The 12,833-nt window shown below is 45.9% G+C and carries 12 protein-coding genes and 1 riboswitch; of the genes, 3 read left to right on the forward strand and 9 right to left on the reverse strand.

Going from position 1 to position 12,833, the window contains the following annotated elements:
• Positions 1–45: 45 nt before the first annotated feature.
• The 7 genes from HMPREF0645_RS05695 to coaW all read right to left on the reverse strand — a co-directional run bounded on the left by HMPREF0645_RS05695 (position 46) and on the right by coaW (position 9,182).
• Positions 46–561: an ATP:cob(I)alamin adenosyltransferase gene (locus HMPREF0645_RS05695; RefSeq protein WP_044123327.1), complete on the reverse strand. Its 516-nt coding sequence runs from the start codon at positions 559–561 to the stop codon at positions 46–48.
• Positions 562–565: 4 nt separating this feature from the next.
• A complete protein-coding gene (locus HMPREF0645_RS05700; protein ID WP_044123328.1) occupies positions 566–1,561 on the reverse strand; it encodes an iron chelate uptake ABC transporter family permease subunit in 996 nt (331 codons plus the stop codon).
• Between the two features lie 55 nt (positions 1,562–1,616).
• Positions 1,617–2,702: an ABC transporter substrate-binding protein gene (locus tag HMPREF0645_RS05705; protein WP_007173964.1), complete on the reverse strand. Its 1,086-nt coding sequence runs from the start codon at positions 2,700–2,702 to the stop codon at positions 1,617–1,619.
• 1 nt (position 2,703) lies between these two features.
• Positions 2,704–3,789, reverse strand: a complete 1,086-nt coding sequence (locus HMPREF0645_RS05710) for a ligand-binding sensor domain-containing protein (protein WP_007173965.1) — start codon at positions 3,787–3,789, stop codon at positions 2,704–2,706.
• Between the two features lie 44 nt (positions 3,790–3,833).
• The gene (locus HMPREF0645_RS05715) at positions 3,834–5,825 is read right to left on the reverse strand and encodes a TonB-dependent receptor plug domain-containing protein (protein ID WP_007173966.1); all 1,992 of its coding nucleotides are present in this window, start codon (positions 5,823–5,825) and stop codon (positions 3,834–3,836) included.
• Positions 5,826–5,843: 18 nt separating this feature from the next.
• Positions 5,844–6,026: riboswitch (cobalamin riboswitch) on the reverse strand.
• A gap of 145 nt (positions 6,027–6,171) precedes the next feature.
• A complete protein-coding gene (locus tag HMPREF0645_RS05720) occupies positions 6,172–8,346 on the reverse strand; it encodes a S9 family peptidase (RefSeq protein ID WP_007173967.1) in 2,175 nt (724 codons plus the stop codon).
• Positions 8,347–8,363: 17 nt separating this feature from the next.
• Positions 8,364–9,182 (reverse strand): type II pantothenate kinase, encoded by an 819-nt coding sequence (gene coaW, locus HMPREF0645_RS05725; RefSeq protein ID WP_007173968.1) that lies wholly within the window; start codon positions 9,180–9,182, stop codon positions 8,364–8,366.
• A gap of 178 nt (positions 9,183–9,360) precedes the next feature.
• On the opposite strand from coaW, the gene HMPREF0645_RS05730 reads away from it, so the two are divergent.
• Positions 9,361–9,771, forward strand: coding sequence for a (deoxy)nucleoside triphosphate pyrophosphohydrolase (locus HMPREF0645_RS05730; protein ID WP_007173970.1), 411 nt, complete (start codon positions 9,361–9,363; stop codon positions 9,769–9,771).
• Between the two features lie 25 nt (positions 9,772–9,796).
• Here the strand turns inward: HMPREF0645_RS05730 and HMPREF0645_RS05735 are convergent, their stop codons facing one another.
• Entirely contained in the window at positions 9,797–10,474 is a 678-nt protein-coding gene (locus tag HMPREF0645_RS05735) for a B3/B4 domain-containing protein (RefSeq protein ID WP_044123428.1), read from the reverse strand.
• Positions 10,475–10,691: 217 nt separating this feature from the next.
• Here HMPREF0645_RS05735 and HMPREF0645_RS05740 point away from each other — a divergent pair, with 217 nt between their 5' ends.
• Positions 10,692–11,081, forward strand: a complete 390-nt coding sequence (locus HMPREF0645_RS05740) for a hypothetical protein (RefSeq protein ID WP_007173972.1) — start codon at positions 10,692–10,694, stop codon at positions 11,079–11,081.
• A gap of 147 nt (positions 11,082–11,228) precedes the next feature.
• Here the strand turns inward: HMPREF0645_RS05740 and HMPREF0645_RS05745 are convergent, their stop codons facing one another.
• Positions 11,229–11,798: a DUF4738 domain-containing protein gene (locus HMPREF0645_RS05745; RefSeq protein ID WP_044123429.1), complete on the reverse strand. Its 570-nt coding sequence runs from the start codon at positions 11,796–11,798 to the stop codon at positions 11,229–11,231.
• A 371-nt stretch (positions 11,799–12,169) separates the two neighbouring features.
• On the opposite strand from HMPREF0645_RS05745, the gene HMPREF0645_RS05750 reads away from it, so the two are divergent.
• Entirely contained in the window at positions 12,170–12,832 is a 663-nt protein-coding gene (locus HMPREF0645_RS05750) for a DUF4230 domain-containing protein (protein ID WP_007173974.1), read from the forward strand.
• Position 12,833: the final 1 nt, after the last annotated feature.

Raw genomic sequence — 12,833 nt, forward strand, 5'->3', positions numbered from 1 at the left:
ACACCGTAAATGCTTTTCCATTGTCTTACCTGGTATACGGTAAGCCTACGGATTAGACAAACAATATAAATAGTCGGAGAGTCTGTTGATGTATTGCATCAAGATGCGCCATTTCTCGCTCTGTGCATCTGTTTTTCCCAAATTAGAAAGCGTTACCAGCCTTCGTTCGCATGTCCGTACTTGGGTACGTGTCAAATGCAGTACGGCATCTGTCATATCCTTACCCGGGAAAACAAAATGAAATTTCTTGCCTTGTGTCATGCGCTTAATATGAGCCTCCATGCTGTTTGTAGCCTCGTGAAGTATGTTGAGTACTTCCGGCAGGCCATCTTTGGCACCGTTAGACGGATAGCCATTCGCCACGATGCCCATCAGGATCATCAGTTCTCGTTGTATCTTTTCATAGGGTTCTGTCTGCTGTGCTGTGGCCTTGCAAAGTCCGAGCCACGCATTCAGTTCGTCGAGTTCTCCATTGAGTTCTATCCGTGCGTCGTCCTTGCTCACACGTTTACCGTCATACAGCGAGGTTTCACCTCCGTCTCCTTTCTTGGTTGTAATCATTTCCCTATTCTTTAATAATGACATAAATAATGATCGGTGCGCCAATGATGGGCGTCACCGCATTGAGTGGCAAGATGCCGGACTCGCCTGGCAGAGTTGTCAGGACGTTACACAGAAGGGCAACAACGCAACCCGTTAGAATGGTAACTGGCAGCAAATGCCGATGGTCTGACGTTTGCAGCAGCAGCCGGGCTATATGGGGGACAGCCAATGCTATGAAGGCGATAGGCCCGCAAAAAGCTGTGACTATGGCAGTAAGTAATCCAGTAACAACCAACAGAATGTTACGGACACGATGCACATTGATGCCTAAGTTTTCAGCATAGTTCTCTCCCATCAGCAGGGCATTGAGTGGTTTTATCAGTAACAGTGTAGCACTTGTTGCCAAGAGTGTAACCGTAGCAAAGAAGGGCATTTGGTTCATCGATACATTTCCAAAATTCCCCATACCCCACACGGCAAAACTCTTCACCCCCTCCTTGGTGGCGAAAAAATTGAGTAGTGTAATGGCGCTCGAGGCCAAATATCCTATCATGATACCTATAATGATCAGCATCACATGGTTATGCACCATCTTCCCTACAGTCCATATCAAGGTCGTGACTGCAACAGCACCAATGAATGCTGCCGTCACAGATGACAAACCACTCACCATATAAGACGCGGAGACTGCCGGAGCCAACGTGAGCAGCGCCACTGCGAGGGCTGCTCCACTCGTTACTCCAAAAATATCGGGTGCCGCCAAAGGATTACGAAAAGCTGTTTGCAGCAACAGTCCACTCACGGTCAAGGCGCCTCCGGCCAGCAATGCGGTGATAACCTGCGGCAAACGGTTTTCGATGATGATAAACCTCCAACTCTCTTTTTGCACATCGTTGCCGAAAATGACGTTCCAAATCTCGTGCAGGGGAATATCCACACTCCCATGCACAAGTCCCACGCCGCACAAAAATACTATGGCAAGAGACAGCACGAAATAAAGTAGTCTTGTTTTCATCATTATCATAACGCAAGGGGAGGAAAACTATTGCCATGTGTTTCTATCCCTTTCGTATTTACAAATGCTTATAATATCTCAAGTCCCCAATATTGGTATGAGGATGCAACAATATGATCATCTCTCTTAAAAGATAATCGGGGCGGAAAGGAGTTTCCTCAAAATAAGGCGACACAGAAGTGTTGCACTCATAGATTTCGCCCGTTCGGAAAGCCTTGAGGGCTTCATAACCATGAAACTCACGGAGCAAATCTTCGTGCGACATCATCTTCGATCCATTGTATTTAAAGGCCCATATGTCGCTGTCGCCGGCCTTGTCGATAATCTGTTCGAACGAGAGCGCAAGACTTCCTCCATGCTTGTCTTCCGAAAAAGCATAGCGTCCGTTGGCATCCCTGATGATGGTGCCCATGCTGCTTGCCCCGCCGGGTGTGTACCATGTGGCACCGGTCTTGCGCTCCGTGAGTATGCTCCGTCCTTCAGGAAGTGTAGCAGCATATTGTTTTAAGCTCTGATAGGTGGAGTCTACGACGTGAAAGAGCGAGTCGGCACGGCACCCTTCTCCGAACAACCGACCGTAATAGCGCATCCATTCAGCTCGACCCAAGGCTGAAGTCTCCATATAATCAGCCGTCTGAATAATGGGAATACCCAACTTCTCCAGCTTACCAAAACCACCGCTACCCTCAAACGGACTCACGAAAATGGCATCGGGATGCAGGTCTATAATCCTTTCGATGTCGGGACTCATGGCATCTCCGCAATCCGCAATCTTTCCCTCCTTCACTCGTTGTTGAATGTCGGGAATCAGCATGTATTGTAAATCACAAACACCAACTATACAATCGGCAAGCCCCAAATATTTCAGGAGTTGGCAATGCGAAGTAGTGAAGACCACGACCCGTTGCAGCGGCTGTATTGTCCCTTCTGCTTTCTTGTGGTCCACACGCACGCTTTGCAATGTCTTTCCCTGTTTCCAAGGGTCTGAAACGGTTGCTTCCATCCGTCCATTCTGCTCGCTGATCTGCAACAGCTGGGCATACCGCAACGCAAGAGTATCGCCCTGCCCTGCATCGGAAGATTTCTTTCCGGTGCAGGCACAGAGCAACGCTGTCGCGAATAATATGCCAAAGAGTTTTCTCATCTTATTTCAAGAAAACAACTTTGTTAGGCTGCGGACTTGCATAGGAGAACTGACGCAAGAAATTGCCGTGCTTGTCAAATACATAGAACACGCTTTCTGTTTTAAAATCCGTTGTTGCTACATATACATTTCCGTTGTATGGGTTTGAAGAGATACTGTAAACCGGTGAGGTAGAAAGGGTCTCAGGGAACTTCTTGAAAAAGGCATTATCCACTTTACCTGTCTCTGTGTTGTATGCTGAAAGCGTTGTTATCGTCTTGTGTGTTTTCCAATTAGTTTGGCTGTTGGCAAGATAAACCATGTCGTCACCCGTTCCCATACAAGAGGCTGTCCCCATCTCGCTATACTTGCCGGTCTTTGAATCGTAGATGCCCCATGGATAATTATAGCTGGCACCAAAGCCCCGAATGAACATCTTGCCGTCTTCCTCATATATTTTAGCAGGATTTTGCATAATCGTAGCATAGCTTACAGTCTTGAAGTCGCTGTTCACGATAGCCAGACGATTATCCTTAAAATCCGTGCCCTGCAAAGTGATGTAGAGTTTTCCATCCTCCTCGGCAATGTCCTCCGGGCGGTCGCCAACCTTCAGCGAGTCCATATACTGAAGTTTATAGCCGTTGATCTTGATTCGACTCACGTAACCACCGTAGGAAACAGCATAGATAATGCCATCTTCTTCTTCAACACTTCTTACCTGACCGAGATTTTTGTAGTCTTCAAAACTAATGCGGTCTTTCTCGATGCCGTAGCCGTCGAGCAGACAAACATAGTTGCTCACATTCACCGCAACTACAATCCTGTTGTTGTCTACAACCTCAATGTCATTACCGGTATCACCCAAACCTTTTCCATTTTGGGTATTAAAAAGGTCCTGAACGATCTCCGTCGGAGCACTCCAATCGAAATAAAAGAGTTTAGAATTATTTTTTCCCATATTACCCTCATTCAAAATGAACGCGCGGGCGCTGCTTTTCATTTCGATCTTTCCACCTCCCAGTGTGTTCCATTCGTCATCATCGCTACACGATGTAAAGCCGGCCAACAAAGCCACTGCACTCAATAACCAAATTTTTCCTTTTTTCATTTTTCTTAATTTATTATATTGTTAGTATGTTTATTCTGTTCGCTCTAAAGCTCTACTCCTACCGTTGCCATGAATTGGCGACCCGGCATAGGATAATATTTTATGATGTCGTATTGTTCGTTGGTCAGATTCTCCAATTTTATCTGCGTGTGAACCACACATCTATTCAATTTAAAGTCGCGGCCAATGGTTATACTGTGTTCCCAAAATGCAGGCATCCGATATTCCGGAAGATTTTGTCCCATGCTGTAACGGCTTCCCTGCATCGCAACGGAATATGCGATATTCAGATACGGTGTGGTCAAAACGAGTGACCCGCTACCGCTCCATCGGGGTGTATAGGGCAACATATTGTTATAGGTGCGCGATGTTTTCTTGGTTTTGTCCACCGCTCTCTGCCATGTGGCTGAGGCACTTCCTTTCATGTTCCACCGCTCCGCCAAATCCACCTGACTACCAAGCGTCAGGTCAATTCCCATGATTTCAGCCTTCCCGTAGTTGGCCATGCGCCACACATACATACTGGGAAAAGCCACGATTTTATCCTTCACGTCGTTATAATATCCGTCCACCGTCACCGTCAGATATCTCATCGCCTTGTAATGCGTGTTCCATGTCAGTCCCAAACTGTATTCCCGTGCCAACTCCGGACGCAGATTGATGTTTCCTAACCGACGATAATACAAATCATTGAAGGTAGGGACGCGGAATGTGTTTTTCCACATCGCCCGCACATAAAACTGCTGATAGCGGAACGGTCTGATGTTTAAGGAAATGGAAGGCGTAAATCGTTTCTTGTCGTCGGGTGCATCGCCCACCTCCACATGCTCTTTAACGAAAGTGTAGGCAAGATTTCCATTGAGCTTCAACCTGCCGTATCGCCATTTCGCTGCCATCGCCGTGATGGATGTCCAGCGGGTCGGACGAGGCACGTCGTAACTGATATTAACATACACATTATTTTTCAACACATTGTGGCTCAAGTCTTCCGCCAATGCGAAGTCGAGTCCTCGTACAATGTTCCAGCCCAATGTGGCCGAGCCATAATATTCGTCCTGACGATTCACGTCGGTGCGAACACCATGGGCATATTGCGACCCCCAATCCCGATACCGATTCCACGAATGAGTGTATTTGAATCGGGCGACCAGTTGCCACACCTCCGACAGTCGGCGGTGATAACTCGCCTGCGCAAAAAACTCTTCGTCCCACAATCGCTCATCAGACGGATTGGCATAGAGTATCACCGTTCCAGGCAGTCCGCGCTGCGAATAGTAGTAATTGACTTTGGCCTCTAACCGACTGGAATCCACAAAAGTATGATACACATTTGCCTCAGCTCTCCATGCGTTGATATCGGAATTGTATCGGTGTTCCCGCGTGCGCAGTTTACCGTTGTGCAGCGTGAACGGATATTTTCCGTCCGCATGGGTGAACTTGCCATATACAGAGGCAACCGTGCGAAGTCCCAACTTCTGCGCATACATCATGGAGGGCGATACCAGCCCGAACATTCCGCCGTTGATGTTGGTTCGCATCGACCAGTTGCGAGAGCCTTTAAAACTGGGGCGTTCGGTAACAAGACTCAATGTTCCGGCCGCCGCATACTGTCTGGCCGAAAGCATCAGATTGTCCTCATCGCCTATGCTGAGCGACAAACTTTCAAGATTTCCGGTATCGTATCGACCCACATCCACTTGCCCAGCCTGCGTATTGCTCACCGCCAAACCGTCATAGACTAAAGCCGTATGGTGAGCGCCGAGATTATGTATAGACACGGTTTTCATGCCACCAATGCCTCCATAGTCTTTCACACAGACACCAGCAAAACGCTTCACGGCATCGGCCACATTGTCGATTCCTAATTGTTTCAAGTCGTCTTTGTCCAAAGTCTGCACCTCACTGGTTGCCCCCACATGACGAGCAGGTGTGGGTGCAACCACCTCGACTGTAGACAGTGAGACGGAATCCTGTTGAGCCATAGCCACGAATGGCCATAAGATCACCCCAAAGATGAATAGAGTTTTCTTTCGCATTTCTTCCTCGAGAACTGGAAATGAGTTTCTGCAATGGCAGGTCTTCTGACTTACGGCCTACGAACATGTGTCTTCCCGATAACGCTCAGTGACTTTGATCATGTCTAATAACGCCGATTACAGCAGCGGGACTGTCCGGGATTTGCACCCGGTTCCCATTTTAATCTCCTTAGTGGAGAACCTATTGCGTTTGCAAAGATAGATGTTTTATTTATGAAAGTGTCTCTAATCTTCGATTAATTTCAAAATTTGGCTACAAGTTGAAAATAAACCACACGAATATAACACCATAGCAGATATCCCTGAATCGACCATCGTACTGGAATAACAGCACCGAAAAGATTCTCTAATCGTTTTTCACCAGCTCTCCCCAAGATGGTGGAAGGACTTTCAAAAGGTGCTTTACGAAGAAGTCGTAACGTTTATGCTCACCATAACTTTCACCCATCGTGTGGTGAACACCGGGTAAGACTACCAGCTCGAAGTCCTTGTTGGCCTTAATCAGTGCATCTGCCACCTGCATGGTGCTGGCCGGATCAACATTATCGTCCAGTTCTCCCACGACAAGCATGAGTGGGCGTTTCAGTTTGTGAGCATTGTAAACGTTGCTTGCACGCACATAACTGGAATCAACTGGCCAGCCCATCCACTGCTCGTTCCACCAAATTTTGTCCATACGGTTGTCATGACATCCACACGAACTATAGGCTGCTTTGTAGAAATCCCCGTGCAACAATACGGCTGTAGTAGACTCCTGTCCGCCAGCCGAAGCACCAAAGATGCCTACATTTTCAGCATCCATATATGGATATTTCCGGGCTGCTGCCTTGATCCATGCCATGCGGTCGGGGAAGCCTGCATCTTGAATGTTCTTGTAACAAACCTCCTCAAACTTCTTGCCTCGGTAACTGGTGCCCATGCCGTCGAGCTGAACAACGATGAACCCAAGTTCGGCCAAGCCCGTCATGTTCCAGTTATAGGCGGAAAAACTCTTAGGCGTGTAGGCATCGCCGGGGCCTGCATAGATATATTCTATGACCGGGTATTTTTTCGTTGTGTCAAAATTGGTAGGACGCTGAATGACGCCCCATATATTGGTTTTGCCGTCGCGGCCTTTGGCTACGAACACTTCCGGAGTCACCCAGCCGTTGCTTTTAAGCTTTGATATATCGGCTGTTTCAAGAGTTTTCAGCAATCTGCCGTCCACGGCACTGCGTAACTGGGTAACCGGAGCCTGATCAACCTTGCTGTAAGTATCAACCAAATAACGATAATCAGGCGAATAAGTCACAGTGTGGTTGCCTTCATCAGGGGTCAGGCACACCATGTTCTTTCCGTCTAAGTCTATTCTGTAAAAATGTACCAAATAGGGATCTTCCTTCTTGTTCACTCCCGAGGCTGAGAAATAGATCACTCCTTGTTTCTCGTCCACATGCTGAACAGCTCTCACAAACCAGTCGCCTTTGGTGATTTGACGCATGTTTACATCAAGCTTTCCCTTCTTGATTACAGGGGTTAAGTCGTAAAGGTATATATGGTTCCAACCATCACGCTCTGAGGTCCATAGTAGTTGCTTTCCTTTGTTGATTGTCTTACGCCATATACGGGAATAATTTACAAACGTGTTCGACTTCTCCTCTGCCACCGTGCGAAGTTTTCCTGTTTCAGCATCCATAGCCAACATTTGGTAAAGTTGATGTCCACGCTTGTTGTATTCCATTGTAACTTCCTTGGAGTCGGGCAGCCATTGGAACCATCCCAGCGAATACTGGTTGACTATTGCAGAAGCATCGACCTCGACTCTGCTGCCGCTTGCCACGTCAATAATGATTGGCCATCGTTGAGGCAATTCGTCGCCGGGTTTGGCATACTCCTGCTTGTGCAGGATGGGCTGAAGCTGATCCTTGGGCGTTGACTCTACGTAGTAGGCATAACGTTTCTCTACTTTGTTACGCTTACATACCATAATCTTCTTGGAATCAGGACTCCAGAGGATGTTGCTGCTGTAGTATCGACCGATGGTTCCGTCCTGAGTCAGTGCACGTTTCTCCGTATAGGGTTTGCCTACCTCGTGTACCATGACGTTGAAACCTTCGATCCAAGCATCCATTTTGCCGTTGGGCGACTTCACAACACGCTGTGCTTGTTCGTCGTCTGTTTCCATCCAGTGACGCTCTCGATGACGAAACGGACTGTCCTTGCGATTTTTTCCTCCACGCGAGTGATGCCGATCTTTAATGTTCAAGGCTTTATTCATCTCATCTTCAGAGCCAAACACTTGTGTTTGGTCGTCTTTTACATGATAGGATATATATTGACGGCCCGAGGAAGTATCTATATAATAATGTAGAGATGTGGAATCATCCCATGTAATATCATGTGCCCAATGCTCCACCATTTTCTGTTGGAATTGATCGCGTAAGCCATATGCACGTTGGTAGTCAGCCAATGTTCCCTGGGCATAGGCCGTGGCAGAAGTCAGCAGAACCATGCAGAGACTTTTAAGACGGATGTTTTTCATGATTTCAATCTCTTTTATTAAGAACGATGATGACACAGAGCGGCACCAATGGCCGTGCAAAACTCAGAATACTTGGGGATGATGAAATGCACCTTATAAAGCTTCTCCATAGCAGGAAAAACGTCCTTGCATTGTGGCAGGAGTGTCAGGTTGCCAATCAGTACGTACTCTTTGATTCCGGTATTGAGTGATGCCAAGATACAACTTGAGCCAATGGTCTGGAGAACTGAGGTGATGATTCCCAGTGCAATGTCCTCGCGTGTGGCATTGCTCCGCGCGTTGCCAAAGAGAGCTGCAGTTGCAGTCTTGGGGAGTCCGGGCAGCGGATTGGGGCTGATGTCGCCTATGAGTACATCTATGTTTTGTATGTCTCCATTCAAGGCTAAGGCCACAACCTGTTTCACATCATCGGTTTTAAGCATGACGCGGCTCAACCCCATAAGCGTACCACCACCCAGCCCGATGCCTCCAATATGTCGGATATCATCACCGTCGCATTGCACGATACTCGTTCCCGTCCCCATCGACACAACAAGCATGCGGTCGAGGTCGGTTTCATAACGTGCTCCGAGACCATCTGCAACAAATTCCTCGGCCTTCTTTGTAGGCAGCCCATAAATGGGTGTGTTGATATAGGCTGAGCCTACGCCGGTGATCATCACCTGTTCGATGTCGCTGAGCTTTATATGATTGTCATAAAGATACTTGCCAAACGCACCATATAGTGATGTTATGGGGTCTGTGGCCTTGATTCGAATGGGTGACACTACATCGCCCTGCCCGTTGATACCTACAATCTTTGTTGTGCTGATACCTACGTCTATTCCAATTACCATATATTGAATGATGAATAATGAGTTATAAAAAGAACTGGATTCTTTTGCAAAAATACTAAAAAAAGAATGACTTGGTCAATATTTATGATAATTAATTCGTAAATTCGCAAATGATATGAGATGAAGACAGGAATGTTCATAGCCATTCATTCCTGATCATAAAACCAAACTTTAAACTATGAAGACTATTAAAGTAGTAGCGGCAGTAGTTACCAGAGATGGGAAATATCTGTGCATGCAGCGTTGCCGTTCACGCGAATCGTATAATTCCGAACGTTGGGAGTTTCCTGGAGGAAAAGTGGAGAAAGATGAGAGCGATCACCAGGCTCTGATCCGTGAAATCAAAGAAGAATTGGATTGGAATATTTATGTTGGGCGCAAGATCGCAACCATCACACACAGTTACTCTGACTTAACCATAGAACTAACGGCCTATTGGTGTAAAGGCGGTGATGAGGAGTTTACTATGTTGGAGCACCTTGATGCCAAATGGCTTGCCGCAGACGAGCTAAACTCGTTGAAGTGGACTGATGCCGATAAAAAGATAGTAGCACGGATTCTGCAAGACTCCATCACAGTTACTCCGTAGAGGCAAACTATTTTCGGCGCATCTTTTATTGAGCAGCAAACCCATAGATCGTATACGTCCCGCCGTCGCTTTCACAGTATTTGCGCAGGAGTTCCTGAATATATTCCGCATTAGCTCTGACACAGTCCTCGTCGCCATCATAACCATTGATCAAGACCACAAGATGGGTGGTGTTGATGCTTATTTTTGTACGTTCGTGGTCAGATGTTGGCGTTCCTACCCCACCCTTTGCATCGCGGTAAACGGGCAGTCTTTCTATATTCATCAATCCTCTTCCTATGCCTTCGTAGGGCTCATCTTTCTTCCCAATGCCCAATGTCAGCGTGTCACCTTCGAACTTGTCGGCATCGAAACCTCCGATGCTGTACCCGTATCGTATACTCGCTAAGTTGACAAGGTCTACCAATGTGTCTATCTGGTAGAGACTTCTACCCTTCAGCTGACGGCGAATCAAAGCTTCCGCTGCCGGCCGGTAGCGCGAAGGATCTTTGCCACAAGCACGATACATTTTCCTCGTGGCAGCAATACCCGAAATGTTTTTCAGTGTTTCGGTAGTCAGTTTCGCGCGGTATTCTTCGCCCAATGCGTTGATTTCGTCCCACAACGACTGACAATATTTGCTGTTTTTGACCCTTGCATCTACACAAGCTCCAACAAACCCCGGACACATCTGCTCTATTTCGCTTGATACTATTATGTTCATATCAATTCCAATAATCTCTGATTTTACCATGCAAACATACACATTTTCTATGAGATTGAATCTGCCATCCATAGAAAAAGTCATTCTCACTTGTTTGTTTAGGCAAAAAAATGTAACTTTGAGTGTTCACAACGGTATTTGCCAATGCAGGAGCGGGTGCAACTGTTGTTTTGAAACGATGATGATATCATAAATCCAAATTAAAATACTGTAAACTATGAGACTGTACGAATACCTTCAGGCATACGACTTTGATGAGCTAATGCCTGTTATTGCCGAAATGTTTCCCGGTACCGGAAAATTTCAAGAGCCATTAAAGCTAGCTTATACCATTCTGACGGATATGACCCCTGTACCTTCAAAGAAGGAGATCAAGTATAAGATTTTGTCCTCTCCCAACGGGAATGAACATTATGTAGGTGCAGAGGATCGCGACTTCGACACCAACTGGGCCGTGTGTCTTGGTAAAAATCTTTCCAGGGAAAAAGGCGTCGATTTGTCTGATGAAGAAATGGTTGCCAATGCTTTAGTCAATGTCTGTCTAATCGCCAAACATCCGCGCGAGTTCGACAGTGCTTTTGCGGAACTGACAAGGCCCGACAGATAAAGATTCACCACATGGTGGCCGTCTCTTTCCAACTTTCATGTTAGAGACGTGGTATCGGCCATGAAATGTACACTCAGGCATGCCCATCCGCCCAGGATGACATGCTGATTGTTCATTCCACAGGCTGTGTCCTCATTTTCCTATGTTCTACACCCCATCCTCTTCCTCATCAACCATCTGAGAATCTGTATCCAATTGGGTATCCTTGGATATAGACACATTGCCAAAATTGTCGATTTTCAGAACCAAGGGTACATACTCATCGCTCGATTTATCCGGATTGCCCACGCTTGCCGCGAAAAGCAAATATCTGCCTTCTGCTTGAACAAATACAATACCGAGCAAAGCGCCGTCTTTATAGTAAGTATCGTTGATATACTCTCTAAAAAAACTTTTGGTAAACTCCTTCTTCAGAAACTCTGTACCATCTGCACGAACCACTCGCAACATGATACGGTTGTCGTAATATTTGGAAAATCCGTCCGATGCAAGGGGCAACGACTCGTCTGCCCACAACTTAGTTTCGATTGTATATTGTTTCCCCAACCATTCTGTTTTTCTTTCTTGCGAATAGTCTCCCATTTTGCGGGTTACAGATGTTTTTGCAATTTCCGGACGCTTCTTGGTAATAATAATGGTGTTCGATTTCTTTTCAGAACACGCGGATAGTGCCAAGACAGCCACTGCCATAACACATATATCTAATAATCTTTTCATCATTTCAATGTTGGTTATATGTGCAAAATTAAGCAAAAAGGTTGAAAAAACAAAGGGCATTCCCTATTCACATAGAGAATGCCCGTTCCTAAATACTTTGAAATCTTTACTAACCTATTGAGTTTCACACGATATAATAAAAGTTTAGTTTATGAAATGTGTTCGTCACTCTTTTCGCCGGTTAACGGAATTTTAATTCAGAATGTTTGGTATGTTCATCATTGGCCTTGACATTTTGTTACGGAAACCGACTGATGCTATGACGACAGTAAGGATAAAAAGTTTAACAGAAGATGCATAAAAAAAACTTAAATTTCGAGTTTTCTGTTTTTTTGTAATTAACTTTGCAATAATACCAACAGTAAATACAGATGCAAATCAATCGCTTCATGCTGTGCTTTTGGATGCTTCTCTTCCTAATAACAGGTTGTGGACATCAAACCAAGGATGTTGAGAAGCCGACTGTAGACACTATTCCAATGATGGTGATGCAGATTCAAAAGTGCTCCCGTCTATACACCACAGAATACCAACTCCGCAAGATTGTAACCTATGGAGACTCCGTATCCATCAACGGATCTTTCCTACACCAAGATTTCAAGATAGATTTGCCCATGGGAAGACGCAAGGTGGCCATACCCATGACTGCCAATGTGAAGGCCTATATTGATTTTTCCAATTTCTCAGAGAAAAACATTAAGAAGCACGATGGCAAAATTGAAATCATACTACCCGACCCGGAGTTTATCATGACCAGCACACAAGTGAATCATGCGGGTATAAAGAAAAAGGTATCGGTCTTACGGAAAAACTTTTCGGATGAGGAGATAACGCGATTGCAACAACAGGGGCGTAATGATATGATCAAATCACTGCCCAAGTTGGGTATTATGGAAAATGCCCGGCAAAATGCAGCTCGGCAAATCTTTCCGATAATAGAACAAATGGGATATTCGTCAGACGATGTGACAATTACCTTCCGTAAAAAGTTTACATGGAATGACTTTCCATCACTTATCAAGAAAACAGAATAGG

The organism is Hallella bergensis DSM 17361 (assembly GCF_000160535.1).
Lineage (GTDB): Bacteria > Bacteroidota > Bacteroidia > Bacteroidales > Bacteroidaceae > Prevotella > Prevotella bergensis.

Bases quoted from the DNA above. Each gene is read 5' to 3' on its own strand.
- HMPREF0645_RS05700 (WP_044123328.1), bottom strand. From the start codon at position 1,561: ATGATGAAAACAAGACTACTTTATTTCGTGCTGTCTCTTGCCATAGTA.
- HMPREF0645_RS05715 (WP_007173966.1), bottom strand. From the start codon at position 5,825: ATGCGAAAGAAAACTCTATTCATCTTTGGGGTGATCTTATGGCCATTC.
- HMPREF0645_RS05735 (WP_044123428.1), bottom strand. From the start codon at position 10,474: ATGAACATAATAGTATCAAGCGAAATAGAGCAGATGTGTCCGGGGTTT.
- HMPREF0645_RS05720 (WP_007173967.1), bottom strand. From the start codon at position 8,346: ATGAAAAACATCCGTCTTAAAAGTCTCTGCATGGTTCTGCTGACTTCT.
- HMPREF0645_RS05695 (WP_044123327.1), bottom strand. From the start codon at position 561: ATGATTACAACCAAGAAAGGAGACGGAGGTGAAACCTCGCTGTATGAC.
- HMPREF0645_RS05730 (WP_007173970.1), top strand. From the start codon at position 9,361: ATGAAGACTATTAAAGTAGTAGCGGCAGTAGTTACCAGAGATGGGAAA.
- HMPREF0645_RS05705 (WP_007173964.1), bottom strand. From the start codon at position 2,702: ATGAGAAAACTCTTTGGCATATTATTCGCGACAGCGTTGCTCTGTGCC.
- HMPREF0645_RS05750 (WP_007173974.1), top strand. From the start codon at position 12,170: ATGCAAATCAATCGCTTCATGCTGTGCTTTTGGATGCTTCTCTTCCTA.
- HMPREF0645_RS05740 (WP_007173972.1), top strand. From the start codon at position 10,692: ATGAGACTGTACGAATACCTTCAGGCATACGACTTTGATGAGCTAATG.
- coaW (WP_007173968.1), bottom strand. From the start codon at position 9,182: ATGGTAATTGGAATAGACGTAGGTATCAGCACAACAAAGATTGTAGGT.
- HMPREF0645_RS05745 (WP_044123429.1), bottom strand. From the start codon at position 11,798: ATGAAAAGATTATTAGATATATGTGTTATGGCAGTGGCTGTCTTGGCA.
- HMPREF0645_RS05710 (WP_007173965.1), bottom strand. From the start codon at position 3,789: ATGAAAAAAGGAAAAATTTGGTTATTGAGTGCAGTGGCTTTGTTGGCC.